Annotated in this window: 26 protein-coding genes and 1 tRNA gene; 5 read left to right on the forward strand and 22 right to left on the reverse strand. The window is 62.8% G+C overall.

Annotation, left to right across the window (positions count from 1 at the left end):
* Positions 1 to 227: 227 nt before the first annotated feature.
* The 11 genes from CXB49_RS22900 to CXB49_RS24015 form a co-directional block, all read right to left on the reverse strand.
* Entirely contained in the window at positions 228 to 3,104 is a 2,877-nt protein-coding gene (locus CXB49_RS22900) for a hypothetical protein (RefSeq protein ID WP_101710504.1), read from the reverse strand.
* Between the two features lie 106 nt (positions 3,105 to 3,210).
* A complete protein-coding gene (locus CXB49_RS22905) occupies positions 3,211 to 5,439 on the reverse strand; it encodes a hypothetical protein (protein WP_101710505.1) in 2,229 nt (742 codons plus the stop codon).
* A 126-nt stretch (positions 5,440 to 5,565) separates the two neighbouring features.
* Positions 5,566 to 5,847 (reverse strand): hypothetical protein, encoded by a 282-nt coding sequence (locus tag CXB49_RS22910; RefSeq protein ID WP_158301017.1) that lies wholly within the window; start codon positions 5,845 to 5,847, stop codon positions 5,566 to 5,568.
* Between the two features lie 468 nt (positions 5,848 to 6,315).
* On the reverse strand, positions 6,316 to 6,849 hold the full coding sequence (locus tag CXB49_RS23830) for a hypothetical protein (RefSeq protein WP_158301018.1): 534 nt from the start codon (positions 6,847 to 6,849) through the stop codon (positions 6,316 to 6,318).
* On the reverse strand, positions 6,846 to 7,427 hold the full coding sequence (locus CXB49_RS22915; RefSeq protein ID WP_101710507.1) for a lytic transglycosylase domain-containing protein: 582 nt from the start codon (positions 7,425 to 7,427) through the stop codon (positions 6,846 to 6,848). The genes CXB49_RS23830 and CXB49_RS22915 overlap by 4 nt, the downstream gene beginning before the upstream one ends.
* Positions 7,428 to 7,429: 2 nt before the next feature.
* Positions 7,430 to 7,981, reverse strand: a complete 552-nt coding sequence (locus CXB49_RS22920; protein ID WP_101710508.1) for a PAAR domain-containing protein — start codon at positions 7,979 to 7,981, stop codon at positions 7,430 to 7,432.
* Positions 7,974 to 8,657: a helix-turn-helix domain-containing protein gene (locus tag CXB49_RS24010; RefSeq protein ID WP_199406741.1), complete on the reverse strand. Its 684-nt coding sequence runs from the start codon at positions 8,655 to 8,657 to the stop codon at positions 7,974 to 7,976. Before CXB49_RS24010 ends, CXB49_RS22920 begins: the two co-directional genes overlap by 8 nt.
* 419 nt (positions 8,658 to 9,076) lie before the next feature.
* On the reverse strand, positions 9,077 to 10,849 hold the full coding sequence (locus CXB49_RS22935; protein WP_101710509.1) for a DUF927 domain-containing protein: 1,773 nt from the start codon (positions 10,847 to 10,849) through the stop codon (positions 9,077 to 9,079).
* Entirely contained in the window at positions 10,818 to 11,837 is a 1,020-nt protein-coding gene (locus CXB49_RS22940; RefSeq protein WP_101710510.1) for a toprim domain-containing protein, read from the reverse strand. The genes CXB49_RS22935 and CXB49_RS22940 overlap by 32 nt, the downstream gene beginning before the upstream one ends.
* Before the next feature lie 90 nt (positions 11,838 to 11,927).
* A complete protein-coding gene (locus tag CXB49_RS22945) occupies positions 11,928 to 12,254 on the reverse strand; it encodes a DUF1484 family protein (RefSeq protein ID WP_101710511.1) in 327 nt (108 codons plus the stop codon).
* Positions 12,251 to 12,427, reverse strand: coding sequence for a hypothetical protein (locus tag CXB49_RS24015; protein WP_199406742.1), 177 nt, complete (start codon positions 12,425 to 12,427; stop codon positions 12,251 to 12,253). Before CXB49_RS24015 ends, CXB49_RS22945 begins: the two co-directional genes overlap by 4 nt.
* A 338-nt stretch (positions 12,428 to 12,765) precedes the next feature.
* Between CXB49_RS24015 and CXB49_RS23835 the strand changes: the two genes are divergently transcribed.
* Positions 12,766 to 13,218, forward strand: coding sequence for an ogr/Delta-like zinc finger family protein (locus CXB49_RS23835; RefSeq protein WP_158301019.1), 453 nt, complete (start codon positions 12,766 to 12,768; stop codon positions 13,216 to 13,218).
* A 38-nt stretch (positions 13,219 to 13,256) separates the two neighbouring features.
* Here the strand turns inward: CXB49_RS23835 and CXB49_RS22955 are convergent, their stop codons facing one another.
* The 7 genes from CXB49_RS22955 to rsmI form a co-directional block, all read right to left on the reverse strand.
* Positions 13,257 to 13,535 (reverse strand): ogr/Delta-like zinc finger family protein, encoded by a 279-nt coding sequence (locus CXB49_RS22955; protein WP_083338760.1) that lies wholly within the window; start codon positions 13,533 to 13,535, stop codon positions 13,257 to 13,259.
* A 10-nt stretch (positions 13,536 to 13,545) separates the two neighbouring features.
* On the reverse strand, positions 13,546 to 13,851 hold the full coding sequence (locus CXB49_RS22960) for a hypothetical protein (RefSeq protein WP_199406743.1): 306 nt from the start codon (positions 13,849 to 13,851) through the stop codon (positions 13,546 to 13,548).
* 55 nt (positions 13,852 to 13,906) lie between these two features.
* Positions 13,907 to 14,953: an IS630 family transposase gene (locus CXB49_RS22965; RefSeq protein ID WP_101706528.1), complete on the reverse strand. Its 1,047-nt coding sequence runs from the start codon at positions 14,951 to 14,953 to the stop codon at positions 13,907 to 13,909.
* Positions 14,902 to 15,426, reverse strand: coding sequence for a hypothetical protein (locus CXB49_RS23840; RefSeq protein WP_158301020.1), 525 nt, complete (start codon positions 15,424 to 15,426; stop codon positions 14,902 to 14,904). Before CXB49_RS23840 ends, CXB49_RS22965 begins: the two co-directional genes overlap by 52 nt.
* Before the next feature lie 312 nt (positions 15,427 to 15,738).
* Positions 15,739 to 16,926 carry an integrase arm-type DNA-binding domain-containing protein gene (locus CXB49_RS22970; RefSeq protein ID WP_101710831.1) on the reverse strand — a complete coding sequence of 396 codons (1,188 nt, stop codon included), beginning with the start codon at positions 16,924 to 16,926 and terminating at the stop codon, positions 15,739 to 15,741.
* Positions 16,927 to 17,167: 241 nt separating this feature from the next.
* Positions 17,168 to 17,252: transfer RNA gene (locus CXB49_RS22975), tRNA-Leu, on the reverse strand.
* Between the two features lie 69 nt (positions 17,253 to 17,321).
* Positions 17,322 to 18,218, reverse strand: coding sequence for a 16S rRNA (cytidine(1402)-2'-O)-methyltransferase (gene rsmI / locus CXB49_RS22980; protein ID WP_101710513.1), 897 nt, complete (start codon positions 18,216 to 18,218; stop codon positions 17,322 to 17,324).
* Here rsmI and CXB49_RS22985 point away from each other — a divergent pair.
* The 4 genes from CXB49_RS22985 to CXB49_RS23000 are packed head-to-tail and all read left to right on the forward strand — an operon-like array spanning position 18,213 to position 20,894.
* Positions 18,213 to 19,358: a penicillin-binding protein activator gene (locus CXB49_RS22985; RefSeq protein ID WP_101710514.1), complete on the forward strand. Its 1,146-nt coding sequence runs from the start codon at positions 18,213 to 18,215 to the stop codon at positions 19,356 to 19,358. The genes rsmI and CXB49_RS22985 overlap by 6 nt on opposite strands.
* Positions 19,355 to 19,693, forward strand: coding sequence for a YraN family protein (locus tag CXB49_RS22990; RefSeq protein WP_101710515.1), 339 nt, complete (start codon positions 19,355 to 19,357; stop codon positions 19,691 to 19,693). The genes CXB49_RS22985 and CXB49_RS22990 overlap by 4 nt, the downstream gene beginning before the upstream one ends.
* A 21-nt stretch (positions 19,694 to 19,714) precedes the next feature.
* Positions 19,715 to 20,305: a phosphoheptose isomerase gene (locus CXB49_RS22995; RefSeq protein WP_101710516.1), complete on the forward strand. Its 591-nt coding sequence runs from the start codon at positions 19,715 to 19,717 to the stop codon at positions 20,303 to 20,305.
* 1 nt (position 20,306) lies between these two features.
* Entirely contained in the window at positions 20,307 to 20,894 is a 588-nt protein-coding gene (locus tag CXB49_RS23000; protein WP_101710517.1) for a BON domain-containing protein, read from the forward strand.
* 568 nt (positions 20,895 to 21,462) lie between these two features.
* On the opposite strand, the gene CXB49_RS23005 is transcribed toward CXB49_RS23000, so the two are convergent.
* The 4 genes from CXB49_RS23005 to CXB49_RS23020 all read right to left on the reverse strand — a co-directional run bounded on the left by CXB49_RS23005 (position 21,463) and on the right by CXB49_RS23020 (position 25,301).
* Positions 21,463 to 22,665 (reverse strand): EAL domain-containing protein, encoded by a 1,203-nt coding sequence (locus CXB49_RS23005; RefSeq protein WP_101710518.1) that lies wholly within the window; start codon positions 22,663 to 22,665, stop codon positions 21,463 to 21,465.
* Positions 22,666 to 22,840: 175 nt separating this feature from the next.
* Positions 22,841 to 23,809: a Tim44 domain-containing protein gene (locus CXB49_RS23010; protein WP_101710519.1), complete on the reverse strand. Its 969-nt coding sequence runs from the start codon at positions 23,807 to 23,809 to the stop codon at positions 22,841 to 22,843.
* A 54-nt stretch (positions 23,810 to 23,863) separates the two neighbouring features.
* Complete coding sequence (gene tsaA / locus CXB49_RS23015) at positions 23,864 to 24,559, reverse strand: tRNA (N6-threonylcarbamoyladenosine(37)-N6)-methyltransferase TrmO (protein ID WP_101710520.1); 696 nt, start codon at positions 24,557 to 24,559, stop codon at positions 23,864 to 23,866.
* 40 nt (positions 24,560 to 24,599) lie between these two features.
* The gene (locus CXB49_RS23020; protein WP_233492897.1) at positions 24,600 to 25,301 is read right to left on the reverse strand and encodes a GNAT family N-acetyltransferase; all 702 of its coding nucleotides are present in this window, start codon (positions 25,299 to 25,301) and stop codon (positions 24,600 to 24,602) included.
* Between the last annotated feature and the right edge of the window lie 103 nt (positions 25,302 to 25,404).

The following is a 25,404-nucleotide window of genomic DNA, read 5'->3' on the forward strand; positions in this document are numbered from 1 at the left end:
GACTATCGGGACTACTGACCTTAATATCGGCCGATCTCGTAGAAATTAAATCCTTGTCTAAGTTACGATTTGTCTCCGTTTGTAGCGGCTTGCGCGGCCAGGGTGGGCTCGCCATCCGGACGGGGACTTGTCGGCGGGAGATGAGCCGGGGAGGAGCCGTGCCTGCAGTCGGTTCTACCCCGTTCGCGCATGGCCGGCCAGGAGTGGCGGGGGCCGCCCCTAGCCGTTCAGCGGGAAACCGTCATCGCTTCCTCGTTCACTATTCTCATGAAGTCGCGGCTGGGGGAGAGCAGGGTCCGGCCCTGCCGGCTGATCTCGTAATAGACCCGGAATATCGAGTAATGGTACAGCGTGTGCGCCGTCTTCAGCGCGAAGTTCGGTTCCAGCGCGGGGGTGGCGAAGCGCAACTGTCCTTCGCCGGAGCCGGTGTAGCTTTGTGCGGCGACGATGGGTTTTTGTCCTAGCAACGCCCAGTGCAACGTGACCTGATCGCCGGCCTGCAAATTGCCGACCTGGACGCCGTTCTTGAAGTCGCTCGGCTCGGGGAAACTGTCATTGGACACGGTGACGGGAAGTAGGCCCGGCGCCGGCATCCGGCCGATGATGGGATAGCTTTCCGTCCGGGAATGCTTGTCGCCTATCGTGTAGGACAGCCGCAGCAGCTTGCCGGAATACGGGCCGATATGGACATAGGGAATATCGACCGGAAAGGCGTAGGGCGGGACGTCGGGGCTGTGTTCCCGACGGAATGCGGCACGGTACTGGTGCAGGACCTGCCGGGTTTGCGGATCGACGATTTCCAGCAGCAGCTCGCCTGTCGTCGGCGGTCCTCCCGGGCTGCCGTTATCCGCTACCCTGACGGGAATCAGTCCATTGGGATTGATGTAGTTGCCGACATCGACGGCGAAGCGGCCGACGAAGTCGCTGGGATTCACATAGGCGGACGGCAGGCTCTTGCCCTCCGGGCACAGCACCAGAGGCCGACTGGCCGTTTTCCTGTCGCCCCGGCTATAGCTGATCAGAATCTTGTTGCCGGGACCGACGATGCCCGGCAGCGGCATCGGATTCCAGCTGACCCTGCCGTGCGCCAGCGCCGGCCAGCCTACCATGCCGGCCGGGCCGCCGAGCTGGCCGTCGACGTTGCTCCAGCTGAGCTCGAAGCGCAGGTCCTTGCCGTCGTCGCCGTCTTTCAACGGCAAGCTGACCAGCCAGTGCGGATCGGCTTGGTCCAGATCCAGCCGGTAATCGCAGCCGATTTGCTGACCGGGCGTCGCGCCGCTGATTTCCGGCGGCGGCAAGTCGCGCGCCAGCTGGTAGTTGCAGCTTTCATTGTAGGCGTGCCAGATCTTGTCCAGCTGTTCAGGCGCGTAATGCAGAGCCGTCGCCGCGGTCAGGACCGCCTGGGCCGCCTGGTTCTGCTGAGCCTGCCGTCCCAGCATGGCCAGGCCCAGCAGCATGGCTTTGTCCATCGCCGCTCCGCCTATCGCGTCGCGCGCCACCATATTGCACGAGCTCCAGTACTGGCCGGCAAGATGGGGATCGAAGCCGCGGACGGGGGCGATAGCGTCGCGCTTCACATCGCCCGGATAGCGGCGGCCGACATTCCAGTCTATGGCGCGCTGAAAGCCTGCTTGCTTGGCGGCGCTCCAGAAAAACAGGCGATGGTATTCGGGATCGCCGGACCGCCAGTGGCCGTGGTCGCGCACATAGCCGGCGGCGAAGTAATCGCCTACGCCTTCGTTCAGGCCCTCCTGATCCGAGGCATTGCCGTGGGACGCCCAGTCAAACAGGCCGTGGCCCAGCTCATGGATGATGAATAGACCGTCTTCGCCGAAATCCGGCAGGTCTGGAAGGTTGCTGATGGCGTCGTGGGCGGTGCCGCCGCCGAATTTGATCCTGCCATCGGTTCCGCCAAGATAGGCGGCGTTGGCCGAGGTGTGGATCTTGCCGTCCTTGGGACTGATGTCGCGCCAGCCGTGCGGGTCGTACTGGACGCCGCCGGCGTACTGGTAGGGGCGGATGGCCAGGCCCAGCGTCTGATTGATGTAGCGCATCATTCTGTCGATGTGGAAATAGACATTGACGGCCTCGAAGGCGGGATTGTCGCGGGTGTATTCGAACACCGGCGCGGCCTCGTGCGGGCAGCTGTCGTAATCGGTGATCGCGACGCAGTGCGCCCAGGGGCCGACCAGCTGGTATTTGCCGTTGATGTCCTTGCCCAGTCCGGGCAGCGGCACCTGGACGCGGGCGGCCTTCAACTGCGGCGAGTCCTGGTCGTGGTTGTTGACGTAGCCGGGGGCGCCGTAATGGGACCGCGTCGATGACAGCGGGTCCGGGTCGAAGACATAGCCGCGTCCGGTGGCCTGATCGTCGGCGCGGACGGCCGGCGTCTGGGCGGGAGCGGCGTGGCCGGTGCCGCCGGTGCCTATGGCGTCGTTTTCCATTTTCTGCGCGCGCAGCACCTTGCCGTCGCGCTGATCGACCAGCAGCTGCCACCAGCGGCCGTCGTCGGCGCGGCCCTCCACCTGCCATGCCCGCGACGGGGCTTGCCCGGCCGGGACGTACACCGTCTCCTCGAAGCGCGGCGACAGCAGTTGCGCGGTCTGCAGATGGCGCCGGGCCGCCGTCAGCGCCTGGGCCTGGCTAAGTTGCGGCTGGGCGATGCGCCAGAGGGGCTGATGCTCGGGCAGCGGCGAGGTCTGGTTGCTGACGTAGACGACATTGCCGTCGTCGGTCATCGACACGGCGATGTCGGAGCCGAAGACCGGCAGGCCGGCATAGCGCTGCTGCAGGCGGACGACGGTGACGGCGGCCAGCCGATTGACGGCGGTGACTTGCAGCAGCTGCGCCTGGGCGGCGGACAGGCCCAGGGCGGCAAGGTGGTGCTCGACGTATTCGCGGGCCATCGCCTCGGGCGTGGCTTTGGCGGCGCGGTAGGCCGGCGCGTGCAGCTGGGTGGCGACGCCGTCGGGCCGATACCAGCCGTCGGCGCGCTGGCGCTGCGTCGGTGGCGCCTCGCGCAGCGATTTGTCGGAAACGGATGGCGCGGCGGCGCAGGCGATAGCCGGCGCCAGTAGGATCGAAGCGAGGAATTTTTTCATCATTCAAGCTCCTGGGCAAGAGCCTGCACTGTGGTGCGATTGGCATCGCGCGACGGGCAGGCAGTCCGGAATTAGGCGGAATCCGATTCGCGGCGGCCGTGGCTGGGCATCATGGCGATTGCCGCGATGTCGTCACCGGCACCCTGTCGATCAATACCATCAGGTCCTGGCTGGGTGACAGCAAGGTCCGGCCCTGCCGGCGGATCTCGTAATAGGTCCGGAGCCTCGAATAGGCGTAGACGGCGCGGTCCCATCGCGTGACGTGGTTTTTCGTCAGCGACGGCGCGGCGAATCGCAATTGCCCGCCGGCGGGACCGGAGTAGGTCTGCGTCATCACGATCGGTTTTTGCCCGACGATTTCCCAGTGCAGGGCCACCTCGTCGCCGGGCTGCAAGCGATCGATCTTCGCGCCGGCGCTGATCTCCCCGGCGTCGGGATGGTCGATGTTGGCGAACGTCGGCGGCGGCAGGTCCGGCGACGCCATCCGCCCGATGATCGGATAGGTCGCCACCGGCGAGCGCGCCTCGCCGATGCGATAGGAGAGCTGCAGCAGCTTGCCCGAGTAAGGGCCGATATCGGCATAGGGGATGTCGATGCGGAAGACCGGCACCGTCAGGCCGGGCACCTTGCGATCCTGGCGGAAGTTCGCATGATATTGGTGCATGGTCTGGCGGCTTTGCGGATCGACGATCGCCAGTTGCAGTTCGCCGGCGGCCGACGGCTCGCCGGGCAGGCGATTGTCCTCCAGCTGGACGCGCAGCGTCCCGCTGGCATTGATGTAGTTGCCGACATCGACAGCCAGGCGTCCGACGAAGGGGCTGGCCGCGAAGTAGGCGGCCGGCAGCGAATGCGTCTTGCCTTCCAGGCACAGGGCGAGCGGCTGGCTGCGCACCCGCCCGTCGTCCCGGGTATAGCTCAGGATGAGCTTGCGCCCGGCGCCGGCGATTTTCGCCAACGGCGTCAGGTCCCAGCTGGCCTTGCCGGGAGACAGCTGCGGCCAGGCCATTTCGATGGCCGGGCCGCCTAGCCGCAGGCGGGACAGCGGGGTCCAGTCCAGTTCAAGGCGCAGGTCCTGGCCGGCGTCGCTGTCTTGCAGCGGCACGCTGGCCGTCCACTGCGGGTCGGCGGCGTCCAGGTCCAGCAGATAGTCGCAGCCCGTTTGCCGGCCGGGCGCCGCGCCGCCGATCTTGGCCGGCGGCGGCCATCCGGCGACGCCGTAGCTGCAGCTCTCGGTATAGGCGCGCCGGATCCCGTCCAGCTGCGCCGCCGTGTAATGCAGCGCCTCGGCCGCTTTCAGCACCGCCTGCGCCGCCTGGTCCTGCCGGGTGTGCCTGCCCGTCATCGCCAGGCCCACCAGCATCGCCCTGTCCATTGCCGGACCACCTATCGCGTCGCGCGCGACCATATTGCACGAGCTCCAGTACTGGCCGGCGATATGGGCCTCGTTGCCGGCGTTGACGACGTCGGCCGGATAATGGCGGCCGATATGCCAGTTGCTGGCGCGTTTTTCGCCGGCCCACACCGCGACTTGATGGTATTCGGGATCGCCGGGCCGCCAGCGGCCGTGGTCGCGCGCGTAGCCGGCGGCGAAATAATCGCCTACGCCTTCGCCCAGTCCCTCGTATTCGTAATCGGCCGGAGCGCCATGCGTCACCCAGTCGTGCAGGCCGTGGCCCAGCTCGTGAATGACCACCAGGCCGTCCTCGGCGAAGTCCGGCGAGTCCGGCTCGTCGCTGACGGCGCCGTGCGCGCTGCCGCCGCCGAACTGGATTCGACCGTCCTCCCGGGCATATCTCGCATTGGCTTCGGTGCGGGTCTTGCCGTCTTTCGGATCGACGACGCGCAGGCCGTGCGGGTCGTAGCGGACGCCGCCGGCGTACTGGAAGGGATGGATGGCCAGGCCCAGCGTCTGGTTGACGTAGCGCATCATCCTGTCGATGTGGAAATAGGCGTTGACGGCCTCGAAGGCCGGATTGTCGCGGGTGTATTCGAACACCGGGGCCGTCTCGTGCGGGCAGCTGTCGTAATCGGTGATCGCGACGCAGTGCGCCCACGGACCGACCAGCTGGTATTTGCCGTTGATGTCCTTGCCCAGTCCGGGCAGCGGCACCTGGACGCGGGCGGCCTTCAACTGCGGGGAGTCCTGGTCGTGGTTGTTGACGTAGCCGGGGTCGCCGTAATGGGCGCGCGTCGACGACAGCGGGTCCGGATCGAAGACATAGCCGCGGCCGGTGGCCTGGTCTTCGGCGCGCTGGTGTTGAACCAGAGGCTCGGCAATGGCGGCGGGCGGCGACAAGGCAAGCAGGCAGGCTGCGGCGAGCAGGGTTTTTATTGCCATTTTTTCCAGGATTTCCGGCGTCAGGCGGACGGTCGTGATCGACGGGGGCGAAGCGATTAAGCAACGGGGATGGGAAGGAGGGCCGCCGCCAGCGCTTGCGGCAGTTCCTCCGCCGGATTCAACCGGCTAGCTGTGGTGACATATCGTCAGACGGCGGTGCAGGACACCGAGCGGATCCCGCGGCGATCGCGTGCAATGGATGCCGCCGCTCGGATGCAGCACGCCGCCCGGACGGTGCGTGCCGAGCGGATAACGCCAGCGGCCGCTCAAGGCGGCCCGCACCAGCCCGGCACGGGGCGCTTGGTTCGCGTAGGCGTGCATCGTCTGGCCGCCCGTTTGCGCAACGGACGTTTCCGCAAATGCAAGGCACGGCAGCAGGGCCAGTAGGCAAAGTAGACTCTTTTTCATCTCGATTCTCCTTCAGGTTCAAGGAGTCTTGACTATCATGCGCTTGCCATCCGATTGCTGGAGGCGGGCGGAAAATTAAGCCGAATCCGAACAAATGCCATTCATCTGCAATGCAATGGATTTCCTGCGTTCTGGGGATGATTCGGCGGCAGGAGCATCGCCGGAGGCAAGGACCGTGTCTATCTGCGGGGTATTGGGGGGCGAGTCTGGTACATGGCCGCGAAGGATGCGGCGGCAGGGCGAGCCCGCGATCCGGGCAAGAAAAAACCCGCAGAGCCAGGGCTGTGCGGGTGTTTCGCGTTGCGGAAGCGGGTGGCAGAGTAACTATCGAAATAAACATGTAAGTCATTGTTATTTAATTATTTTTATTGATGTGAAAAATTCATCTATACACAAAAATATACACGCTACTTTGTAGTTGAACGAGTTGGTGGCATTATCTGCCTAATGCTCATAGGTTTTTCAGCCTCAGTGAATTTTATGGAGTGCTCTTGCTAAATTCGTAATTTCATAACCATTTTTCGCAGGAATTGCATCTAATCCATAACTCTCATCTGTGTGGATGAATTTTCCTGATATTTTATATATGGTGTAGATATTACTAGAGTCCCATTTTTTATCTGTCTTGAAAATAACCATCATACTATCCTGACTGTTATAGAGCATGATGGGTGGTATTTTTTCAGCAAAATCAATTCTTCCCATTCTGTTTAGTGCAAATCCCTTCATGTAATTTGATGTGAATTCCCCTAGCAGGATGGCAGCCTTCGATTTTATCCCCGCACAGACGGCTTTCACGTTGCTGCCTCTTGATTCGTCTTCAGTACCAAAAGCTGGCCTCGGAATGCTATTCCCGGACTGAATAAAATACACGTATGTATCTGCGATCTTATTATTGCGCGTAATGGTTACTGTCTCAGTGGGAGTCAATTTGCAAGTGGTAACGATTTCCGCTTGTGCAGTGAAAGGAAGCAGGAGGATTGCAAGAATAATCTTTTTCATTTCACGCCGTCTCGTAATACTTGCATAGAGTCAGGATTGCCTTTTAGGTTATCTGCCATTGATTTAATCTTTTTGTAGTATATGCCGTTTCTTACGCCTCGGTAATCCTTGTATGCTTCAGCAATAGGGTCTGCGGCACCTTTTCTTTTCTCATTGTCAATCAGGAGTTGTAGGTATTTCGTCCCTGTTTGAATATTTATTGCCTCGTCAATAAGGGATGGGCCGTTATGGAATGCATCTGCCTTTTGGAAAACTTGCGCATCTGGTAATCGTTCAGATTTTGGCTTTTTCATATTTTCAAGCCGATACATTTCACGGATTGGAGCTTTTAATAGCTGCATCAATCCTTTTGCTGAACTACCTGCTGCGTGAGGATTTGAGTCAAATCTAGACTCCATATAGATGTGGCAAATAATAACATCAGTTGGCATGGACGATTGATTGTTCTCCTCCACAAGTTTTCTAATCTCCTTCAGCCTGGCTGAGTCATCTACCTGAACCTTTTCAGGAGAAGTTTCAGATTTTGGTGTGAGCTTTCCATTGTGGCTATGAATTTTCTTCTTATTTGCAACAGCCATTGTTATTGATCCCAGGATGGATTGATCGGGGTTGGCTCAGGCTCGTATACGTGAAGCGTCGCAGTGTCAGCAGTATCGGAGGACACTTTCATTGTTTTTCCTTCTTTATCGGTCTTTCCGTTGATCTTCTGCCCGTTGGGAAGCTCTATTGTGTAAGGCCAGTCAGCAAGGGGTTTTCCATCCATGCCATGGATGATGAAATGCTGATCGAACAGTCTGGGGACTGTGCTGGCTGTGCTCAGGGCAGAGGCGGCTATCGATGTCGGAGACGTGCCTGCCGCACCAGATGCGACATCTATTGTGGCCTGTCCTTGGGATGCAATGAGAGTGGCCCCACATGAAGTTTTCATGCCTTCTACGGCAACATTCTTGCCCATGAAAATGGTGCTTGAAGTGCCTTCGACAATGACGAATGTCCCTTTGCATTTAGGACAACTAACTTTATGGCCAATACCTGCAGCGTTCTTACCATAGACACTAAGCGTAGGGAACGCCTCCAGAACCGTGCCCCCGTGAGAGGTTGAATCTCCCTCACGGATGATGGCCTTACCCATGTTGTCCATCCTCGTACAGCTTTGGCATATAAGCAGGGTCGAGCAGCCCTTCAATTGGCGGTTCGTCCGCAAACTGGGTGATGGTGGAATCGTTATGGATGGGGCCAATGATTCGATCTCCGTTGTCCAGTTCACTGCCCACGATAGCCATAGGTCGGTCCCATACGAGGCCGGCGACACCTGCGCCGCTAATGATCTTGGCTTCGGTCCCATCAGAGTAGCGCACGATGTCGCCAACCATGGCAATGCGTTCTTCCCGCAGATATATCGGAGATGAAGCAATTACCTTGCCGCCACGCACGGTGATGGAAGCATCGGTGGCCACGGGGTAGACCGCCTTGATGGGCCTTGCTGCTACTTTGGCCATAAACTCGGTGACCAAGCGTTGCCCTTCGTTGACTGTGTTTTGCATAAACTTCCCTTCCGATTGTGTTGAATGCTTCGCCAACGTCGCGGCGATATCGACAAGTGAATCCAACGAGAAGCGCCCTGTATTGCCACGCCATAAATCGCTGATGCGGGGCTGTGTTAGCCCACATAAATGCGCTGCTTCGCTTTGCGTCCAATCATTGGACGCAAGCAACGACCTGATCTTCTCTAGGACCATCATGCGGATGCTGTGACTTGGGAGCTCTTCGAGCTTAATAGCATTTTTACCGATGTCATTTTTTGCCATATGGATATTATGCCATAAAAAGCATAAGCGGGAAGGATCTGGTATCCAGACTGTTCATTGCTGAGGTGCGTCTCGTTTTATTTTAAATAGAACATTGACTGACTTTAAAGCGTTCTTCTTTTTCTTACGTATGTAGCAAAAACCACTGCCAACGCTGCCAACACTGCCAACTCGTCTGTAAGTGTCTGATTGGTATGGGTTTAGTTGTTGGCAGTGGCGGCTAAAGCACTGCCAACAGGAGGGGGCAAACTGCCAACTGGGCGGGATGGGGTGGATTCACTGCCAATTGACTGCCAACACTGCCAACACTGCCAACTCACTGCCAACAGATAAAGCTATATAAATCAGTCTATTGGAGAGGTGTTGGCAGAGTTGGCAGTGTTGGCAGTGGGTTTGGCCTCACGTGAGAAATTTTTCGCTTACTCTTCCGCTTCGCCGTCGTGCGGATGCAACTGCATGCGGTAGACCTGGCCCACGCCTTTGCCGCCATGCACGGTCCAACCGGCGCGACCCTTTGGCCGTTGCAGCATCCCCGCCCGGTACAGCACTTCGCAGGCATGCCGCACTTCATAGCCGGCGATGACTTCGCCCTTGAACGCGCCCGGCGTCACCAGAAACACCGCTTCGCCTTCCAGCGTGTAGCGCTTGTAGCCCATCAGATTGGGAACCAGCGGGTCGCTGTCATTCATCGGCAGCAACACGAAGCGGGCGTACTGGCTGGCCTGCAGCACGGCGGCGGCCTGGTCGATCAAGCGGGCGTCGTCGCGGTCTTCGATGCCGAAAGCCTGCATCCAGCGCTGCCAGGTGGTTTCCACGCCTTGAATCGCCTGTTCCAGCGTCCACCCGGTCAGGCCGGCATGGCTGGCCATCTCGGCCGCCGCCGACAGGATGGCGAATTTGCGCGTCGCGCGTCTGACCGTGGGTGCGGCGCCCTCGGGCACGGCCGCCAGCATGCGCTGTTGCGACCGCTCCACCCACTGCACCGCCGCCGCCCGGTTGTCCTGCAGCCAAGCGACGAAGGCGCGGCCGACGGTGCCGTAATGGCTGCGTGCATGCCGGGTCAGCTCGTCGGCAAACACTTCGCCATTGCTGCGGCCGTGGATGTGGTCGAAGGCGCGATAGGGGCCGGTGTCGGCCGGAATGTCGAGCAAGCGGATTTCCTGGCCGCCGCGCGGGGTCTGGCCGCCTTCGGTCAGGTACTGGCTCATTGCCACTTCGCCGGTAGAAATCATGGTCAGCTTCCACGAACGGGCGGCGCGGTTGCCGCCTTCCTTCGCGCCTTGCAGTTTGGACACGCCGTTGAGCATGCTGTAGATGGCCGGGCCGATCTTGCGGGCGTCGCCGGAACCGACTTCATCCAGATAGATCATCATGTCATTGCTGGCTTCGGCCTCGTTGCTCAGGCCCAAAGAGGTGCCGGACCACGTGTGCAAGGTGCGCTGCGGGTCGCCCCACACGCTGGCGGCGGTATCGGCGCAGGTGCTCTTGCCGGACGAGGAATTGGTGTACAGGTGCAGGCCGATGCCATCCCGCGCCCCGCACAAGGCCAGCAGCGGGCCGGCCAGCGCGCAAGCGATGGTGGTCATCGCCAGCGGGTTGCCCAGCGCCAGCGCGCCGACCGTGCTTTGCCAGTCGGCCAGGCTGCCGGCCGGATGGTAGGCGCTGGCGTCCTTGGGGCGGCCGTTGAAATGCATCTTGCGGTTGGGGGTGCCGATGATGTCGCCGTTGGGCAGCACGAACGCGCCATGCTGCCAGCCGGACATGTTGACGATGTCGTGCCACTCGGTGGAGCCTTCGCGCTGCAACCAGTGGGCCAGCCGCGCCTGGCCGCCGCGGTCGGTGGTCAGCGTCAGGCCGCCCTTGCGCAGCAGCGCCCAGCCGGCGCGCTCGCCGATGTCGGCGCTGGGCAAGGCGCTGGTCATCACCTCGCCATTGCCCTGGCGCTGCCATTTGACGATGCGGTGATGGTTGCCGTCGGCATCCATGCCGCAGCCCAACAGCTCCATCTTGTCGCTCAGCCATTCCGGTGGCTGCTCCAACAGCTCGCCGGTATCGCGGTCGCGTTTGACGGCGATGTAATGCACGCCGTCGCGGTTCACTTCATAACGCGGGCCGGCGGCATACACCGGGGCGGCGGCCGCCATCTTCAATACTGTCTTGTCAGCGCTGCCCATCGGCTTCTCCTTGTTCATTCAGTACATCCAGCCAATCGCTGTCCCGTCGCTCGGGAATCAGCAGATGGACGGCTTTGTCGTCGGCCTGCATCTGGCGGACCAGCCGCCGGGCGGCGTTCTGGCCGGCCTGGTTGGCGTCGTTGTCGGCCATCACAAACAGCGCGCTCACTTCATCCGGCAACACCGCATGCGACAGCCCCCAGGCCGACAGCGCCGCCCAGCACGGCAGGCCGCTGCCCTCGCGCACCGCCAGCGCGGTCTCGATACCTTCGGCCAGCGCCAGGCGGCCGTCTTCAGGCGGATACAGCCGGATCGCCGCGCCGGACAGGTCGCCGGAACGGCCCAGGGCCAGTTTCTTCACCGGCAGCGGCTCGCCGCTCACCGGGTGGACCAGCGCGGCCTTGTGGCCGTCAAAGGTCAGCCAGGTGCGATGCAAGCCCACATTGATGCCCTGCGGCGATGTCACCAGCGCCAGCATCGCCGGGAAGTGGCCCAGCAGCTGCGGCCGGCCGTGCAAGGTGATCCAGTAGGCCAAGGCCGGGTGATAGCGCAGCGCGCGGGGGTAAGTCGTCAGGCTCAAGCCTCGGCGCGTCAGATAGCGGCCCACCGGGTTATCGGCCGTCACCGGCCGGGCGGTGCGCCACAGCTGGGCCAGGCGTCCGCGCTGGTCGCGTTGCGGGTGCGGCGTAGGTGCGGCAGCCACCCGCGCCGGCTCCCCCTTCGCCCCGTCCAACACCCTGGCCACCGCCTGCGCCGCATGGAAGAAGTCGCCGCCTAGCCAATGCTGGGCCAGCACGAAGCCGTCGCCGCCCAGGCTGTCCAGCGCGCGGCAGACGAAGCGGCCGCTGCCCTTGTCGATCCATTCGAAACGGTCGCTGCCGCCGCAGGCCGGGCAAGGCTGATTGCGGCGCTGGGTAAAGACCTCGGCCGGAATGCCCAAGGCCATCAGGATGTCCGGCCAGCGGTCGCGGGCCTGCTGGCGCAATTGTGCGAGATTGAGCCTCATGGTTGGGCCTCCCACTGGATGACGCCAGACAAGCCGAGGGCGTCTCGCCCGGTGCGCGGGAGAGGGTTTCTTGCGTTCATGGGTGGCTCCTTAGAGCAGTTGGCCGATGTCGGCGCTGGCGTCGATGACTTGCTGCTGCAGCGGGGCGAGCAGCCCGGCCAGGCGCTGCGCCGGCAACGGTTGACCCTCGGCGCAATCCAGCAGCTCGACCAGTCCTTGCAGGCCGTCGCCGGTACGCGCCAGGCGCGACACGCCGGCGCTGACGGTGTGTTCGATGCCACGGCACAAGCTGGCCAGCTGGCTCAAGGGTTCGCGCAGGGCGGCATGTTCGGGCGAGTTGGCCAGCAATTGCAGCTGGGCCAATTGGTGATGAACGGCGGACAGCGCCAACGGGGCAATCAGCGGCAGGGCGTTCATGCGATCACCTCCACGGCGAAGCCAGCGGGAGTGCGATGGAACACGGCGCGTTGACCCTGAGCCACCAGCAAAGCGGCGAGCGCGCGCGCTTCGGCCTCGTTGGGCAATGTGGAAATCGGGCGGGTAGTGTGCGGAAATAGGGCGCGGAGAGCGCGCAAGGTGATGCCAGGCATGGTGACCTCCTTCGTAAGCGTTACGCTTGCCATCCCGAGACCAATCGGGGGTGGCAGGCACATGGCAGGATTGGTCTACCGGTACGAAGGAACCGGCGCGTGCAAGCACGCTCCCACCAAGGCCCGCCATAGAAAGAGACGCACCAATGGTGTGAAACGGACGTAAAAAATGCCGCAATAGGCGGCTATCCGCCTTCGTAATCAGGAGACCAATCCCGGTCGCGCTATTGAACACGACGGGGTAATGGTGCGGGAATCGGGCGGGGCTGTCAAGCATGTGATTCACATATTGGATTTGAGCGGTGCATTTCATACGGATATAATGGGCGTTAGATGGTTTGAATTATGGCGATGGAATCAAGGCCCTGGCAGGGGCCTTTTTATTTGAGGGTTTTATGTTTGGCGATTTTGGTTGTCCCAAATGCAATAGCAAAGGCACTATAAAGGTTCGGACTAGCCGTAAAGTTACTAATAAATATACCGAATATTATGTGAGGTGCAAAAATTGCGGCGATAAGGGTAAAGCGGTTTTTTCTATCGAATCTTCAGTTTGGCCAAGTAATTTTTGGACTGAAGAAGATATTCGACGGGAATTTAAGCCGTGGCAGGTTGTGGAGCATATATTCGAGATTAAATCCATATATGAAGAACGATCTGAGGGCACAAAGGCTAAAATTGCAAGGCTAAATGCGGAACTTAAGGCGGCAAAGGCAGAGGCCATAAAAATAGAACGAACCTATGATTTGTTGCTGGATATTGCCCATGAAGCCAGTGCCAAACAGAGAATCTGAAGCGTCAAAACGGCCCGCCCTAAAGCGGGCCATTTCTTTTACTTCAGCACGGTATGGCGGATGCGCCCCTGGCCAGTGGTCAGCGCCAGGGCGGGCGCATTGGCCAGCCCCGGCAACTGGCGCAGCTGCTCCAGCGGAATCGCCATCCCGCCCTTGATCGGCTGCGCCAAGGTGCGCGGGTCGCCCTCCAGGGTCTTGTACTGGTGGCAGCAGTCGTCGTTGCTGCAGTTGTAGTAAATCTCCTTGCTGGTGGCGCTCATCATCCGGCTGGTGCGGACCCGCGACATAGCGCCGCACAGGGGGCAGGGGAAAGCCATCTCGCGTCCTTTAGCAATCGGTGTGTTGGGGAATGTCGCTCAGCGTGCGCTTGCGGTGGCTGAAGCCCGGCTGGTCGCGCTCGGCGTTGCCGCAGCCCTCGCAGACTTTGCCGGTGTTGCGCTCCACCCGCACCGCCTTGTCGTCCCAAAGCTCGATCATGTCGCGGTCTTTGAGGTGGGTGACTTCCAGGCCGGCCAGGCCGTTGCGGCTCAGCCAATCCTTGACCTTGCCGATCTGGTTCGGGTCGGCGGCGCGGGCGGTAAAAATCCGCACCTCGTAATCCCCCTCATTCAGCCAGGCTTTGACCCGGTTCATCATCGCTTCCACCGGCCGGCCTATTAATCCGGCAGTCAAATACCGTACAGAAAGCTCATGCCGCGTAGCGGATTTTTTCATGCCGGAAGTACGACCGGATTCTGGCCGGCTGCTTCTGCAATGAGCGTAAATGGGACAGCACTTTCCCTTGAAGTTGACCGTCTGATCGAACCGGCTCACCTGCGCTCATTCTGGCCTTCAGGTCGCCGTTCAAGTATTCATCCGGGTTCAGTTCCGGTGAGTAGCTGGGCAGGAAGAACAACTCAATCGCCTTCTTGTTCTCTTCCTCCTCCAACCATGCTTGCACCAGCTTGCTGTGATGCACGCGCAAGTTGTCGAGGATCAAGAACACCTTCTTGCCGCCAGCATCACGGATCAGCCGCATCAGAAACTTGATCAGCACCCGGGCCGTCAAGGTCTCCCGGTACAGCATGAAGCGCATCTTGCCTTGGTTGGTAATGGCCGAAATCAAGTTGATGCGCGCTCTTTTCGATTGGGATAACACCAGAACTGGGGTTTGGCCTTTTGGGGCGTAGCCACGCGGAAAGTGCTCAACACTCGACACCGCCGATTCGTCGCCCCAGCTGATTTCAGCCATTTCCGCTTTGGCACGCGCGACGATAGCCGGGTATTCCTCCTTGAGCCATTTCTCGACTGCTGCCGGTCGCTGCTCATAAGCGCGTTTGAGCGGGCGCTGCGGCGTAAAGCCCCAGCGGGCCAAGTACAGACGGACAGTACGGATCGGCAGATCGATCAGAAACATCTGCTTGATTACAGCCTTGACCGCCTGAGCACTCCACAGGGCAAACCTCAGCTTCATCTGGTCTGGCGTGCGATCCACGATGTCCTGCTTGATCCGGGCTTCCTGCGCCTCGGTCAGCCGACGGCCGGTGCCTTCGGCGCGACCGCGCTTCTGTTCTTTGAATCCCTGCGCACCTAGTGCTGCCTCACGCACCACCCAGGCGGAAATGGTGGGGCGGCGCAGCCCGAGTTCTTCGGCAATACTGGCTTGAGACCGGCCTCGCTTGTACATCCGGATAGCGGTACGCCTCAGCTGCTCACGGGCGGCCAGTTCAAGCTTGCGCACATCGATTTTTTCCATGCCGGAAGTATACAATCTGTACGGATTATTACTGCCGGATTAATAGTTTCCAATACTACGCCACAAATGACGGCAGCTGGCATCCGATATCCTGCAGCAAGAAGCTCGCGGGCCTGTTCAAGTTCGGTTGAGAAAACCTCAGCTTGAACAAGGTGGCGGATTGACGAAAGGTATCCACCTTCAAAGTCTTCTTTGGCTGCAAGGAAAATGGCTCGAAGACGGCTTAGTATTGTCGGATTTTCCTCGTAGGGACGCGGTTTCTCAGCATTTAAGAATGCGTTGAAATGCTCTGAGTCACGGCCGCATGCACTTACTAGAAGGTTGCGTACTTTTATGCGCCAGCCCAAAAATAGATCGGAATCAACATGGTCATAGTAGCCCATGATAGGACTATGTTTTTTCTGTTTTGTTGCAGCGACGGTGTCGGCTTGGGAAAGTAATTCTTCAAAGCGTTTTTTTAAATGTTTAGTCACTAATTGCTCCGAAAAATGAGATGTGGCGGCTATTAATCAGACTCGAAAAATTTGTATGTGAGTTAATGCTCATGCAAGTATGATTCCCGTGGAATTGCTTGCCCGGAAATCCACTTGGCTTGGCTGGGCTGTGTAATAATTCAATTAATGTGGTTATCAAGAGACGCGCTGGAACGTCTACTAATTGAGGTCCATCAATAATGGAAAGTCATAGTAGGGAGCTACCGTCTCCTGCTAATTAATTCTATAGCATATCCCGCTGCTCGTCTGCGGTTTGCGAAAATTGGCATAAGCCACTTTCTTTCCAAGCGGCTAGGCGATGCAGTCTTCTTTATGCCAGCCTAAGAATTCGGCGTACCACTGCATCATCTTCCGCCGCTCTTCCAGATACTCTGCCCTGTGATATGCAGCCCTAACCTTATTGCGTTCTGCGTGGGCCAGCTGCTTCTCTATGATATCTGGATCGAAGCCTTCTTCGTTAAGAACTGTCGAAGCCAGCGCGCGGAAGCCGTGAGGGGTCGCCGTGCCTTTATAGCCCATGCGGCCCATGGCATAGCCCAGCGTGTTCTCGGACATCGGCTTTTTGAGGTCTGTCACGGCAGGGAAGAGCAAGGCGCTTCTGCCGGTTAACGGTCGCAATTCCTTCAGCAGCTCCAGAGCCTGGCGTGATAGCGGTACAAGGTGAGGCTCGCGCATCTTCATGCGCTCGGCCGGGATGCGCCATTCCGCGCGCTCTTCGTCAAATTCTTCCCAGCGCGCGGCGCGCAGTTCGCCAGGGCGAACGAAGGTCAGCATCAGTAGATGCATGGCAATGCGGGTCGGGGTATAGAGTTGTTCGGCCGCCAAACGGCGGTAGAACTCGCGCAGCTCGCCGCGCGGCAGTGCTGGGCGGTGTTCTACCTTCTTTGCGCGTATCGCCCCTACTAGGTTGACTGCAGGGTTATCCGTGGCCCTGCCGGTTTGGATGGCAAAGCGGATGATGGCGCTGATGCGCTGCAAAACCCGTTGCGCGGTTTCGACTGCGCCGCGCTTTTCGATTTTGAGGATGGTGTTCAGGATGAGAGGGGCGGTCAGATCGGGTACGGGTAGCTTGCCCAGGTCGGGGAAGGCGTCAATTTCCAGCGAATCCAGCACCCGCCGCGCATGATCTGGCGTCCAGCGGTCGAGCTGCTTCTCATGCCATTCTCTGGCTACCAGCTCGAAAGCGTTGGTTGCCGCGATCTGGGCGACAACCTTGGCTTCTTTCTTGGCCTGGCTGGGATTGATGCCTTGGGCGAGCTGTACGCGCGCTTCATGGGCTTTCTGGCGCGCATCGCTCAGGCTGACGGCGGGGTATTTGCCCAGGGCGAGGATGCCGGCCTTGCCTTGAAAGCGGAAACGGAAGCGCCAGAGCTTGCCCCCGGATGGGGACACTTCGAGATAGAGGCTTTCGCCGTCGGCGAGTTGGTAGGGCTTGTCTTGGGGCTTGGCTTGCCGGATGGCAAGGTCGGTCAGGGCCATGTGCATAGATTCCTGTGTATAGATCGCTCTTGGTGGCGATGGGCGCGCAGCCTTGAGCTGCGGGCCTCTGAGGAGGGTGTGTATAGATTTTAGCCCTGAGTTGGCATCTATACACGGATCTATACACAAAAATGCTGGATCTGGCCGGATGAGTCCGGACGGAAATAGACAACAAAAAACCCGCAAAGCCTTGTGCTGTGCGGGTTTCCTGGTACTTCTCGGACTCTCTCGGAGTGATCGCTGGTGCCCAGAGTCGGACTCGAACCGACACGCCTTGCGGCGGGGGATTTTGAATCCCCTGCGTCTACCAATTTCGCCATCCGGGCGGCATTAGCGCTTCTCGCTAGAGAGGAACAATCTTAACCTTGGTGGCCAGGTTTGTAAATGGCGGCCGTTCAGTCTTTCTTCATTTTCAACGCGTGGTCGTACAACTGCTTGCGATTGGCGCCGCTGATCTGGGCGGCCAGCGTGGCGGCCTGCTTGGTCGGCAGCTCGGCGGCCAGGATTTCCAGCGCGCGCAGCGCCTCCGGCGGCGGGGCCTTGTCGTCGGCTTCCGGCGGCGGCGCGGCGTCTATGATCAGCGCGATCTCGCCGCGCTGCTGGTTGGCGTCGGCCTTGACCCAGGCCAGCAACTCGGCGGCGGGCAGCGTCTGGAAGGTTTCGAAGGTCTTGGTCAGTTCGCGGGCTATCATCACGCGGCGTTCGCCGCCGAGTTCGGCCACCAGGTCCTCCAGCGCGTCGACGATGCGGTGCGGCGCCTCGTAGCAGACGGTCAGATGGGGCGCCGCCAGCCATTGGCGCAGCGTCTTGCGGCGCTCGCCGCTCTTCGGCGGCAAAAAGCCGTGGAACAGGAAGGCGGAGGCGGTGAAGCCGCTGGCGGACAGCGCGGCGACGACGGCGCTGGCGCCGGGCAGCGGCCGTACCGGGTGGCCGGCGGCGCGCACCGCCTCGACCAGCCGCGCGCCGGGATCGGACACCGCCGGCGTGCCGGCGTCGGAAACCTGGACCACGATCTGGCCCTCGGCCAGCCAGCGCACCACCTGTTCCGCCATCGCGCGCTCGTTGTGCTCGCGCAGGCTGACCAGCCGTTTGGCGCGGATGCCGTAGGCGGACAGCAGCTGGCCGGTGACGCGGGTGTCCTCGGCGCAGACGACGTCGGCCGCCTCGAACGCCGCCAGCGCGCGGGCGCTGATGTCGGCCAGATTTCCAATGGGCGTGGCCACCACATATAATGTGCCGTTATGGAAACTTTCCCTGGCGGCATCGATCAGGTGGGCGAACGAGGTATGCAAAGACTGACTCCGCTGTTGTTGGTTGGCGTCCTGTTGACGTGGCTGACGCCGGCCATGGCGCAAACCCCAGACTATATCATCCAAAGCAACGGCGCGCCGATGCGGGCGCTGGAGCGGCCGCCGGGCCAGACGCCGCGCCTGGCCCCGGCCCGATCCGCGCCGGAGGCGGCGCCGCCGTCCCAGCCGGCCAGCGCGCCGGCCGCCCGGACCGGCGGTCGCGCCACGCTGCGCATAGGCGTGATCCTGCCGGTGGAGACGTCGGCCTTGGGCGAGGCGGCGGCGGTGGTGCGCAGCGGCGTCGAGGCCGCGGCCCAGGTCGATCAGAACGCCGAGCTCTACAGCGTGGACGCCAGCACCGACAACGTCGTGCAGCGCTACCGCGCCGCGGTGGCCGACGGCGTCAACGTGGTGATCGGCCCGCTGTCGCGCGAGGCCATCGCCCAGCTGGCGCCGGCGGTGACGGTGCCGACGCTGGCGCTGAATTCGATAGGCCGCGAGGTGGCGCCGAATCCCAAGCTGTATTCGCTGTCGCTGATCGTCGAGGGCGAGGCGCGCCAGCTGGCGCAACTGATGCGCGACGACGGCCGCGCGAGTCCGATGCTGGTAGTCGGCGCCGATGCGCTGTCGCAGCGGCTGGCCCGCGCCTTCGCCGATCAGTGGCGCAAGATCAGCGGCAAGGAGGTGTTGCAGCGGCCGTTCGACGGCAACGACCTGCCGGCGCTGCTGGCTGCCAGCGGCCAGGCTGACGCGCTGGCCCTGGCGCTGGACGCGTCGCAGGCCGCCCGGCTGAAGGCCGCGCTGACGCCGGACATGCCGGTGTACGGCACTTCGCAGCTGAATATCGGTGGCAACCAGCCCGAGCTGGCCGGCGTGCGCTTCATCGACATGCCGTGGTTCCTGATGCCGGATCACCCGGCGGTGAAGCGCTATCCGCGTCCGGCCACGGCCTTGACGCCGCAGACCGAGCGCTTGTACGCGCTGGGCATAGACGCCTACCGGCTGGCCGTGCTGCTGGCGACCGCCCGTCCGGGCGCGGCGGTGAAGCTGGACGGCGTCAGCGGCGATCTGAAGCTGGGCCGCGACCGCGTGTTCGAGCGCCAGTTGCCGGCCGGGCTGATGGGCGGCAACGCGCTGCAATGAACCAGACCGGCCGCGACGCCGAGGACCGCGCGCTGGCGCTGCTGGAGGCCGCCGGCCTGCGGCTGGTGGCGCGCAACTGGCATTGTCGCGGCGGCGAGATCGATCTGATCATGCGCGACGGCGCCTCGCTGGTCTTCGTCGAGGTCCGCCATCGGGGCGGCAGCCGCTTCGGCGGCGCCGCCGACAGCATCACCGCGGCCAAGCAAAGGAAACTGACGCTGGCCGCGGAAGTCTATCTAAGCAGTCACCATCTCGACCTGCCCTGCCGCTTCGACGCGGTGGTCAGCGTCGGCGGCGCCGCGCCGCAGTGGCTGAAGAACGTGTTTACGCAGTAACTCGATGAAGGGGATTCCCCAATGGATTTGATCGACCGGGTGGCCAGCCACTTCCTGGAAAGCATCGCGGCCAAGCAGGAGGCGATGGAGCTGTTGTCGCCGGGCGTGGCGGCGGCGGCGGAGCGCATGGTGGCCTGCCTGATGAACGAGGGCAAGATTCTGGCCTGCGGCAACGGCGGCTCGGCCGCCGACGCCCAGCATTTCGCCGCCGAGATGGTGGGCCGTTTCGAGAAGGAGCGGCCCGGCCTGGCGGCGATTTCGCTGGCCACCGACACCTCGGGGCTGACCGCCATCGGCAACGACTACGACTTCGACATGGTGTTCTCCAAGCAGGTCAGGGCGCTGGGCCATACCAACGACCTGTTGCTGGCGATCTCCACGTCGGGCAATTCCGCCAATGTGATCGAGGCGGTCTACGCCGCCCACGAGCGCGGCATGAGCGTGATCGCCCTGACCGGAAAGGACGGCGGCAAGATTACTGAAATACTGTCGCCGGAAGATATACATCTGAACGTGCCGTCGCTGCGCACCTGCCGGATCCAGGAAGTCCACATCCTGCTGATCCACGCGCTATGCGACGCTATTGACTGCATGCTGTTGGGAGGGGAGTGATATGAAACGTACCGTATTGACCTTGTTGCTGGCGGCGGGCGTCGCCAGCGCCTTGAGCGGCTGCGTCGGCCTGGTGGCCGCGGGCGCCGCCGGCGGCGCCTTGGTGGCGTCGGACCGCCGCACCAGCGGCGCCTATGTCGACGACCAGGCGATCGAGCTGAAGTCGGGTGAGCAGATCGCCAGCCGGCTGCCGTCGGCCCACGTCAACCGCACCAGCTTCAACCGAGCGGTGCTGCTGACCGGCGAAGTGCCGAACGAGGAGGCCCGCCAGCAGGCCGAGCTGATCGTGCGCGGCCTGCCCAATGTGCGCCGCGTGTACAACTACACGACGGTGAGCCCGGTGTCCGGCTTCTCCGAGCGCAGCAACGACACCTGGATCACCAGCAAGGCGCGGACCCGGCTGCTGGACGGCAAGGGCGTCAATCCGAACAACATCAAGGTGGTGACCGAGCGCGGCGTGGTCTACTTGCTGGGCCTGGTGACCCAGGGCGAGGGCGCCGAGGCGGCCCGCGTCGTCAGCGAGACCGCCGGCGTGCAGAAGGTGGTGACGCTGTTCGAGTACATTCAGGATGTGACGCCGGCACAGTAGGCACGGCAAGCAAAAGCGGCCCGAAAGGGCCGCTTTTGCTTTGGTCGGGCGTGGGTTTGCGGGCGGAGCGTGACGGGTAGGGTGCGTCACCCCAACGGGGCGACGCACCGCGTGTTTGCCGTTTGCTCGCGCGGTCGGGCGAGACGCGTTGGCGGTGCGCGGCTTTGTGGTGCGCGTGCTCTATGGCGTTGCCCAATGGTGCGTTGCTCAACGGTGCGTCGCCCATCGGTGCGTCGCCGCACCCTACCATGGGGTTGGCGGGGCGTGGGTTTGCGGGCGAGGCGTGACGGGTAGGGTGTGTCACCCCAACGGGGCGACGCACCGCGTGCTTGCCGTTTGCTTGCGCGGTCGGGCGAGACGCGTGGCGGTGCGCGGCTTTGTGGTGTGAGTGCTCTACGGCGTTGCCCAATGGTGCGTCGCTCAACGGTGCGTCGCCTATCGGTGCGTCGCCCCTTCGGGGTGACGCACCCTACCATGGGATTGGTGGGGCGTGGGTTTGCGGGCGGGGCGTGACGGGTAGGGTGCGTCACCCCAACGGGGCGACGCACCAGTCGACCTGCTTTCCCGCTCAGATGGTGTCGGTTTGCGGCACCAGCAGGTCGGCGCACAGCACGTGCATGCACTCGTCTATCTCGATCGCCATCGACATCGTCACGCAGGAGCGCGGGTCGGTCATCGACAGATAGGGTTCGCTCATGTACAGCACGCCGGGCTGGTCGACCGCGTGCTGGAAGTAGCTGCGGCGCGACCACACCGCGCCGGTGGTGTCGGCCAGCGGCGCGAAGCGCGGGTCCAGGCTGTTCGACGACTGCCGGCTGCTGAGGTTGCGGCCTATCTGCCGGCCCTCGCTGTCCAGCAGGAAGCAGCGGATCACGTCCGGCAGCGACAGCATCGGTTTGGCGGCGAGGTCGAACGGCGTGCCCTGCATCAGCGAGATCGCGCTCTGGACGAAGCATTGCCGCGCCAGCTCGATCTGGCGGCGGGTCAGCTTGCGCTTCAGCAGCGCGTGCGCCATCAGTTCGTCCCAGCGCTCGTCCAGCTTCGGCGTGATGATGTCGTCGCCTTCCGGCACTTCGGCCGGGTGGGCGATGAAATAGCCCTGGATCAGGTCGCAGCCGGAATCCATCGCGATCAGCACGTCGCGCTCGGTTTCTATGCCTTCGACCACGACCAGCGCACCGATTTCGTGCATCAGCCGCACCAGCCGCGTCAACAGGCTGCGGCTGCGCGGCTGCATGATGGCGTTGCGCAGCAGCTGGCGGTCGAATTTGACCAGTCCCGGCTCCAGCTGGCAGACCCGCTCCAGATTGGAATGGCCGACGCCGAAGTCGTCGATGGCGATCATGAAGCCGTTGTTCTTCAGGATGTTGACGCCCTCGATCAGCGCCTCGTCCACCTCCAGCACGTGCTCCAGCACTTCCAGCACCACCGAGTGCGGTTGCAGGCCGGCCTGGCGGATATTGTTGACCAGCGCCATCGCCCGGTCGGGCCGCGACAGCGAGGCGGCGTCGATATTGAGGAACAGCCAGCGCGGCTTGTCCGACTGCAGCGCGTTGAAGCGTTGGATATGGGCCTGGCACACCGCCAGGTCCAGCTGGTGGCGGCGTTCCGGCGATACGGCGGTGTAGAAGGCCTCGGCCGGGCTGAGCGCGGTATTGCCCTGCTCGGCGCGCAGCAAGGCCTCCACGCCTATGCTGCGCCGGTGCGCCAGGCTGTAGACCGGTTGGAAGTGGCTGCCGAGTTTCAGGCCGGCGTGCTCGAAAACTGTCATCGGGATGCTGCCTCCATGTGGTCGGGCTCTGTCGTTTGGCCCGTCTATGCGCACAAGCAATCGGCATTCCAGTTTAGTGCATGGCTGTCGGAAATAAGAAACGGGCCCGAAGGCCCGTCGTCAACGAGTGTTAAGTTCGCCCGGAACGCGACAGCGTCCGGGCGCGCGGCATCGCTCAGTCCTGCTGGATGCCGGCCACCAGCCAGCGGCCGCCGGTATTGCCGTCCTTGACGTAGTGCCAGGTTTCGCCGAAAGGCACCAGTGGCGCGTTCACTTCTTCGCTGACCTGGCCGGAGAAGCGCACGCTGGCCACATAGCCGCCGTTTTCGACGGTGGCGTCGACCAGCTGGCAGTCCAGCTGCGGGAAGTCGGCGACGCCGCTGTTGCCGGCGATGTCGTCGCGCAGCGCCGCGAACAGCTCCGGCGTCAGGTATTTGCGCACTTCCTCCAGGCTGTCGGGCGTGTTCAGGCTCTGCAGGTGCAGGAAGGTGGCCTTGGCCTGGCGCAGGAAGTTCGGCGTTTCGGTGCCGTCGGGCAGGCGGGCCGGCGCGCTGCTCGGCGCCGGGGCGCCGCCGCCGAAGCCGTTGCCGCCGAGGCCGGAGCCGATTTTCGGAATCGAATCGAAGCCGCCCGCTTGCTCCTGCACGCGGTTCATGCCCTGCGGCATGCCGGCCGGTTGCGGCGCGCCGGCATTGCCCGCCTTGCGGCGGAAGAACATCATGCCGCCGACCAGCAGCAGACCCAGCAGCGCCAGCAGGCCCCAGGGCATGCCGCCCTTTTCCTGCGGCGCGGCGGCCGGCTGTTGCTGCGCCTGCGAGGCGTTCGGCTGAGCGGCCGCGGCCTGCTTGTCGTTGCCGGACGAGCCTATCATGTAGCCTGCGGCGGCGCCGACGGCGCCAGCGGCCAGCGCGGTGCCGATGCCCGGGCCCTTTTTCTGCGGCTGGGCCTGGGCCGGCACGCCGCCTGCCTGCGGCGCGGCCATCGGCTGCGGAGCCGGCGTGCTCGGCTGGTAGCTGCGGGTGGGGGCGGAGCGCTGCATGCCCGCGCTCTTGCCCTTGCCGAGGCGGGCGGCCTCGGCGAACGGCGTGGCCAACACGGAAACCATGGTGAAGGCGAGTACGATCGTCTTCGCGCGAGTGGTCATGTTTTATTTTCCTGAGTGGTTTGAGTTGCCCCGGTAGGACCGGGAAGATGCGATTTAGTTTTGGTCCGCATACAGAATTTCAAGCACGCGGGCGGTGCCGTCGGCAATGCCGAAGCGGACATTGTAGCAATACAGCGACACGCCGTAGACGCGTTCGGGATCGTCCTGGTAGGCCGGACGCGGGTCCTGCGCCAGCACCTGGTCCACCAGTCCGGCGAAGCCGGCCGGCGGCGTCAGCGCCGCCAGCTGCCGGCGGGCCTCGTCGCTCCAGGCCACGGCCAGCTGCGGCGGCGGGCCGTCGACGAAGCCGCCGCGCGCCTCGGGGCGGGACTCGACGAAGGGGATGTAGGGCTTGATGTCCAGCACCGGCGTGCCGTCCAATAGATCGGCGCCGGCCAGTTCCAGCGTCGCGCCGCCGTCGGTGTTCACCGAAACCAGCTCGACCAGCGACAGGCCCAGCGGATTCGGCCTGTGGGTGGCGCGGCTGGCGAATACGCCGACCTTGGCGTTGCCGCCCAGCCTGGGTGGCCGCACCAGCGGCTGCCAGCCGCGCGCCAGCGTCTGGTGGAAGACGAAGTGGATCCAGACGTGGGAAAACGCTTCCAGGCCGCGCACGCAGTCCGGCTGGTTGTACGGCGGCAGCAGCTCCAGCGTGACGCGGGCGTCGACCAGCGACGGCTGGCGCGGGATGCCGAATTTTTCGCGATACGGCGAGCGGATCACGCCTATCGTTTCAAAGCTGTAGTTCATGCCGGGATTGTAGCATCCCGGCCCGCGCCGCCCGCCTGACTCAGCCGACGAAGTGCTTGTTGTAGCGCGCGCTGAGCCGGCTCATCGGCAGCAGCATGAAGAAGTCGGCGCAGTTGAAGTCCGGGTCCCAGGCCGGCTCGCCGCAGACATGGGCGCCGGCGCGCAGATAGCCCTTGATCAGCGGCGGCAGCGGCACCGGGGCGGTGTCGTCGGCGACGCGGTCCAGCGGCAGCGGCAGGTGGGGAAAGACGCGCCATTCGGCCGGCGCCAGATACTGGCCTTCCAGCTGGCGGTACAGGCTGACGGCCTGGTGGCCGCCGTCGGTCAGCGACACGCTGGCACAGCCGGCCAGATAGGCGCCGCCCTGCTGCTGGACGTAGTCGGCCAGGCCGGACCACAGCAGCGCGATCACCGCGCCGGAGCGGAAGTCGCGGTGCACGCAGGAGCGGCCGACCTCGATCAGGCTGTCGCGCAGGTGGGAGAGGCGGGACAGGTCGAATTCGTGCTCGGAGTACAGGCTCTCGGCGCGGCGGGCGGCTGCGGGGGGCAGCATGCGGTAGGTGCCCACCACCATGCCGGTGTTGTGGTCCTCGACGATCAGGTGGTCGCACAGCTCGTCGTATTCGTCACGGTCTATGCCCAGCTCGGCGGAGGCCAGCTCGGCGCCCATCTCGCCGGCGAACACTTCGAAGCGCAGCTTCTGCGCGCGGCGGATATCGTCGGCACTGTTTGCCAGCCGCACGGCGAGTTTCGCTTTGTTTCTGCTTGCAAGCTGTTCATTTAGCAGCATGTTTTGCCCCTCGTGGTGATGAGTCTCATGCTAGGGGGGCTGTTTGACGCGACGA

Origin of the sequence: Chromobacterium sp. ATCC 53434, from assembly GCF_002848345.1 — a bacterium.
Classification (GTDB): Bacteria; Pseudomonadota; Gammaproteobacteria; order Burkholderiales; family Chromobacteriaceae; genus Chromobacterium.

Excerpts from the sequence above, each read along its gene's own strand:
- CXB49_RS22900 (WP_101710504.1), bottom strand. The coding sequence starts at position 3,104 with ATGATGAAAAAATTCCTCGCTTCGATCCTACTGGCGCCGGCTATCGCC.
- CXB49_RS22905 (WP_101710505.1), bottom strand. The coding sequence starts at position 5,439 with ATGGCAATAAAAACCCTGCTCGCCGCAGCCTGCCTGCTTGCCTTGTCG.
- CXB49_RS22910 (WP_158301017.1), bottom strand. The coding sequence starts at position 5,847 with ATGAAAAAGAGTCTACTTTGCCTACTGGCCCTGCTGCCGTGCCTTGCA.
- CXB49_RS23830 (WP_158301018.1), bottom strand. The coding sequence starts at position 6,849 with ATGAAAAAGATTATTCTTGCAATCCTCCTGCTTCCTTTCACTGCACAA.
- CXB49_RS22915 (WP_101710507.1), bottom strand. The coding sequence starts at position 7,427 with ATGGCTGTTGCAAATAAGAAGAAAATTCATAGCCACAATGGAAAGCTC.
- CXB49_RS22920 (WP_101710508.1), bottom strand. The coding sequence starts at position 7,981 with ATGGGTAAGGCCATCATCCGTGAGGGAGATTCAACCTCTCACGGGGGC.
- CXB49_RS24010 (WP_199406741.1), bottom strand. The coding sequence starts at position 8,657 with ATGGCAAAAAATGACATCGGTAAAAATGCTATTAAGCTCGAAGAGCTC.
- CXB49_RS22935 (WP_101710509.1), bottom strand. The coding sequence starts at position 10,849 with ATGAACAAGGAGAAGCCGATGGGCAGCGCTGACAAGACAGTATTGAAG.
- CXB49_RS22940 (WP_101710510.1), bottom strand. The coding sequence starts at position 11,837 with ATGAGGCTCAATCTCGCACAATTGCGCCAGCAGGCCCGCGACCGCTGG.
- CXB49_RS22945 (WP_101710511.1), bottom strand. The coding sequence starts at position 12,254 with ATGAACGCCCTGCCGCTGATTGCCCCGTTGGCGCTGTCCGCCGTTCAT.
- CXB49_RS24015 (WP_199406742.1), bottom strand. The coding sequence starts at position 12,427 with ATGCCTGGCATCACCTTGCGCGCTCTCCGCGCCCTATTTCCGCACACT.
- CXB49_RS22955 (WP_083338760.1), bottom strand. The coding sequence starts at position 13,535 with ATGGCTTTCCCCTGCCCCCTGTGCGGCGCTATGTCGCGGGTCCGCACC.
- CXB49_RS22960 (WP_199406743.1), bottom strand. The coding sequence starts at position 13,851 with ATGAACCGGGTCAAAGCCTGGCTGAATGAGGGGGATTACGAGGTGCGG.
- CXB49_RS22965 (WP_101706528.1), bottom strand. The coding sequence starts at position 14,953 with ATGGAAAAAATCGATGTGCGCAAGCTTGAACTGGCCGCCCGTGAGCAG.
- CXB49_RS22970 (WP_101710831.1), bottom strand. The coding sequence starts at position 16,926 with ATGGCCCTGACCGACCTTGCCATCCGGCAAGCCAAGCCCCAAGACAAG.
- CXB49_RS22985 (WP_101710514.1), top strand. The coding sequence starts at position 18,213 with ATGCAAAGACTGACTCCGCTGTTGTTGGTTGGCGTCCTGTTGACGTGG.
- CXB49_RS22990 (WP_101710515.1), top strand. The coding sequence starts at position 19,355 with ATGAACCAGACCGGCCGCGACGCCGAGGACCGCGCGCTGGCGCTGCTG.
- CXB49_RS22995 (WP_101710516.1), top strand. The coding sequence starts at position 19,715 with ATGGATTTGATCGACCGGGTGGCCAGCCACTTCCTGGAAAGCATCGCG.
- CXB49_RS23000 (WP_101710517.1), top strand. The coding sequence starts at position 20,307 with ATGAAACGTACCGTATTGACCTTGTTGCTGGCGGCGGGCGTCGCCAGC.
- CXB49_RS23005 (WP_101710518.1), bottom strand. The coding sequence starts at position 22,665 with ATGACAGTTTTCGAGCACGCCGGCCTGAAACTCGGCAGCCACTTCCAA.
- CXB49_RS23010 (WP_101710519.1), bottom strand. The coding sequence starts at position 23,809 with ATGACCACTCGCGCGAAGACGATCGTACTCGCCTTCACCATGGTTTCC.
- tsaA (WP_101710520.1), bottom strand. The coding sequence starts at position 24,559 with ATGAACTACAGCTTTGAAACGATAGGCGTGATCCGCTCGCCGTATCGC.